The organism is Micromonospora sp. NPDC047753, assembly GCF_040642735.1.
Taxonomy (GTDB): Bacteria; Actinomycetota; Actinomycetes; order Mycobacteriales; family Micromonosporaceae; genus Micromonospora.
Window position 1 is genome coordinate 1 of sequence record NZ_JBEYSL010000550.1, and the last position, 4192, is coordinate 4192.

Here is a 4192-nt window from a genome sequence, read left to right on the forward strand (position 1 = left end):
GCCGCCGGCTACGAGGTCACCTTCATTCGCAACCTGACCGACATCGACGACAAGATCCTGGTCAAGGCCGGCGAGCAGGGTCGTCCGTTCTGGTCGATCGCGTACGCCAACGAGTTGCTGCTCGCCGAGTCGTACCGGTCGTTGAACGTGCTGGCGCCCACCTACGAGCCGCGCGCCACCGGGCACATTCCCGAGATGCACGAGCTGATCACGAAGTTGATCGCCGCCGGGCACGCGTACCCGGCGAGTGACGGCTCCGGCGACGTCTACTTCGACGTGGCGTCCTGGCCGGCGTACGGGTCGCTGTCGGGCCAGTCCCCGGACGCCATGCAGTCCGCTGGCGACGCCCCGGATCGGGGCAAGCGGGATCCGCGCGACTTCGCGCTGTGGAAGGGTGCCAAACCGGACGAGCCGGCGGACGCGTACTGGCCTTCACCGTGGGGTCTGGGCCGTCCGGGCTGGCACATCGAATGCTCGGCGATGTGCTGGCGCTACCTCGGCCCGGAGTTCGACATTCACGGCGGTGGCCTGGATCTGACGTTCCCGCACCACGAGAACGAGATCGCCCAGTCCCAGGCGGCCGGGTTGCCGTTCGCCCGCTACTGGGTGCACCACGGGCTGCTGAGCATCGGCGGGGCCAAGATGGGCAAGTCCGCCGGCAACGCGCTGGGCCTGGCGTACGTGGACTCGCTCGGGGTGCGGCCGGTGGAGCTGCGCTACTACTACGCCGCCGCGCACTACCGCTCGGTGATCGACTACTCGGAGGATTCGCTGCGCGACGCGGCCACCGCGTACCGGCGGATCGAGGGTTTCGTGCAGCGGGCCGCCGAGCGGGTCGGCGCCGGGCAGGTCGGTGAGCTGCCCGCCGGCTTCGTCGCGGCGATGGACGACGACCTCAACACGTCCGCCGCGCTGGCCGTGCTGCAACAGCACATTCGGGACGGCAACACCGCGCTGGGCGTCGGCGACGATGTGACCGTCCGCACCACGCTGGCCGTGGTGCGGGCAATGCTGGATATTCTCGGGATCGACCCCCTCGACCCGGCCTGGACCGGCGGCGGCCGATCGGACGATCTTCGTGCCGTGGTGGACTCCCTGATCGCGCTGGCCCTGGAGCAGCGTGCGCAGGCGCGGGGCCGCAAGGACTGGGCTGCCGCGGACGCCGTGCGTGACCAGCTCAAGCTGGCCGGCGTGGTGGTCGAGGACACCCCCCAGGGCCCCCGTTGGACTATTGGAGAGCAGGACTGATGGCCGGCAACTCGCAGCGCCGTGGCCGGCGACTGACGTCGAAGGCAGGCGCCCCCAAGGGCACCGGCGGCAAGAACAAGGACTCGTTGGCCGGGCGGGGTCGCACCCTGCCCGCGGACGAGCGGCCGTGGCACAAGGGCTACTCGGGCACCGAGAAGCTGCCCCAGCGCACCGCCTGGAAGCAGGACAAGGAGCGCCGGGCAGCGGCCGAGGAGGGGCGCGCCCCGAAGATCGGTCAGCCCGGCTCCAAGGACACCACCTGGGGCAGGGGCGGCGGTCGGGGCGTACCGGTGGGCCGGGGTGCTGCCACCGGCGGACGGGGCGGCAAGCCCACTGGGCGGTCCGGCCCCCGGGTCGCGCCGGGGCGCAAGTCCAACCCGTCCAAGGACACCCCGGAGCTGTTGGTCGGGCGTAACCCGGTGCTGGAGGCGCTGCGCGCCAACGTGCCGGCGACGGCGCTCTACACGGCCCAGGGCATCGACATGGACGACCGGGTCAACGAGATCATCCGGACCGCCGCCGACCGCGGCATCGCCAACCTGGAGATCAGCCGCGCCGAGTTGGACCGGATGACCGGCGGGGTGCTGCACCAGGGCGTCGGTCTGCAGGTGCCGCCCTTCGCGTACCAGCCGTTCGAGGACATGGTCGCCGCTGCCCTGGAGCAGCAGGCCCCGCTGCTGGTCGCGCTGGACGGTGTCACCGACCCGCGCAACCTGGGCGCCGTGATCCGTTCGGCTGCCGCGTTCGGCGCGCAGGGTGTCTTCGTACCCGAGCGTCGTGCCGCTGGGATCACCGCGACCGCCTGGCGGACCAGCGCCGGCGCGGCCGCGCGGGTGCCGGTCGCGCAGGTGACCAACCTGACCCGGTCGCTGAAGGCGTGCCGGGACGCCGGCTTCATGGTCGTCGGCCTGGACGCCGACGGCGACACCGACCTCTACAACCTGGAGGCCGCCGTCGGTCCGCTGGTGGTGGTGGTCGGCTCCGAGGGGCGCGGTCTTTCCCGCCTGGTCGGGGAGACCTGCGACCTGACCGTCAGCATCCCGATGATCTCCGAGGTCGAGTCGCTCAACGCCAGTGTGGCGGCGGCGGTCGCCCTGGCCGAGGTCGCCCGCCGGCGCTCCGTCGAGCTGTAGCGCACGTCGAACGAAGGCCCCCTCCCGCCGATCGCGGGAGGGGGCCTTCGTTGTCAGGCGCTCAGGCGGGCTGAAGAACCGTTGTCGGTACGACGAAGGGGCGGCCCGCCGAAGCGGACCGCCCCTGTCGGTACGGCGTTACGTCAGATCCGGCCACCGGTGGCGGCGTGGAAGACGTGGCTGCGACCGGCAACCGGCTTGACGAACACGGTGTCACCCATGTTCGGCATGTTGCGCCGGTCGGTGCGGACGACGAAGCGCTCCGAGTTGCCACCCAGAGCGGCGTGACCGTAGACGTTGGCGTCCGAGCCGAGGTCCTCGACCAGCTCGACAACCACCGGCATGCCGCCCTCGGTCGGGCTGACCAGCTCGCAGTCCTCCGGACGGAAGCCCACGGTGACCTTGCCGTCGCCACCCTCGGCGCGGGCCGCCTCGACCTGCTCGCGGGTCAGCGGGATCTGCAGCTCGGCGAACTCGGCGCCCCGCTCGTTCAGCGGAACGGTCTTGATGTTCATGGCGGGCGAGCCCATGAAGCCGGCGACGAACACGTTGGCCGGGGTGTCGTAGAGCGCCCGCGGGGTGTCCACCTGCTGGAGAACACCGTCGAGCAGCACCGCGACCCGGTGACCCATGGTCATGGCCTCGACCTGGTCGTGCGTTACGTAGACAGTGGTGACGCCCAGCTTGGCCTGGAGGGACGCGATCTGGGTACGGGTCTGCACGCGGAGTTTGGCGTCGAGGTTCGACAGCGGCTCGTCCATGAGGAAGACCTGCGGCTCGCGGACGATCGCCCGGCCCATCGCGACACGCTGACGCTGACCACCGGAGAGCGCCTTCGGCTTACGGCTGAGGTACTCCTCAAGCTGGAGCAGCCCGGCCGCCTCCTTGACCCGCCGGTCGATCTCCGACTTGGAGGTCTTGCGGAGCTTGAGGGCGAACGCCATGTTCTCGTACACCGTCATGTGCGGGTAGAGGGCGTAGTTCTGGAAGACCATCGCGATGTCGCGGGCCTTCGGGGGGAGGTGAGTGACGTCACGCTGGTCGATGTAGATCGAACCGGCGTCCACGTCCTCCAGGCCGGCGAGCATCCGCAGGCTGGTGGACTTACCGCAACCGGAGGGGCCGACCAGGACGAGGAACTCCCCGTCGCCGATCTCAAGGTCCAGCTCGTTGACGGCGGGACGCTCTTGGCCCGGGTAGACCCGGGATGCCTTGGAATAGGTGACCGTAGCCATGGTGAAGCGCTTCCTTTCACCGGCAGGAACGTGCCGGACGATCCGAGTGAAGGAGCAACCGGCACGTGTCCGTGCCGGTCATCGGACGGCGCTCGGTCGCGGGGGCGCCCGGTCGTCGTCCGTGTGAACCGTAAACGCGTTTCCCCGTGCTGCCAAGGTGGGGGGCCGTCCAGCCCACCAGTCGGGCTACGCATTCCGGTCACTCGGGCACGGTCAGACATCAATCGACGCCGTGGCAAACGAGTCTGCGTCGGGTTGTTGACGATTCCCGTGCTCGGGAGGCCTCGCGATCGGGATTACCGGAGATCAGTCGCTATGCTGACCTCGACGCGCGCGCCCCTGTAGCTCAGCTGGCCAGAGCACTCGCCTTGTAAGCGAGATGTCGCCGGTTCGATCCCGGCCGGGGGCTCCAATTACATCAGACCTTTCCGATTGGCGCTGCTGTGCCTCTGCCGGTTGCCCCGAGGGGCAACCGGACCTCGACCAAGTTCGCTATCGTGCCTCCGTCCCGCCATCAGGCGGCGGTCAACGGGGGAATCACAATGAGACAGAGCACCACTGTGCTCATGCTGGCTC

3 protein-coding genes and 1 tRNA gene are annotated in these 4192 nt (G+C 69.8%); 3 read left to right on the forward strand and 1 reads right to left on the reverse strand.

Annotated features, from left to right (window positions below; genetic code table 11):
- Both cysS and rlmB read left to right on the forward strand, forming a co-directional pair.
- Positions 1 to 1248 (forward strand): cysteine--tRNA ligase (gene cysS, locus ABZ749_RS30640; protein ID WP_357233863.1); only part of this gene is annotated, 1248 nt, incomplete at its 5' end.
- Positions 1248 to 2381 (forward strand): 23S rRNA (guanosine(2251)-2'-O)-methyltransferase RlmB, encoded by a 1134-nt coding sequence (rlmB, locus tag ABZ749_RS30645; protein ID WP_357193874.1) that lies wholly within the window; start codon positions 1248 to 1250, stop codon positions 2379 to 2381. The genes cysS and rlmB, both read left to right, overlap by 1 nt.
- Positions 2382 to 2524: 143 nt before the next feature.
- Here rlmB and ugpC read toward each other — a convergent pair whose 3' ends face one another.
- Positions 2525 to 3616, reverse strand: coding sequence for a sn-glycerol-3-phosphate ABC transporter ATP-binding protein UgpC (ugpC, locus tag ABZ749_RS30650; protein WP_091403085.1), 1092 nt, complete (start codon positions 3614 to 3616; stop codon positions 2525 to 2527).
- 335 nt (positions 3617 to 3951) lie between these two features.
- On the opposite strand from ugpC, the gene ABZ749_RS30655 reads away from it, so the two are divergent.
- Positions 3952 to 4028: transfer RNA gene (locus ABZ749_RS30655), tRNA-Thr, on the forward strand.
- Positions 4029 to 4192 lie beyond the last annotated feature (164 nt).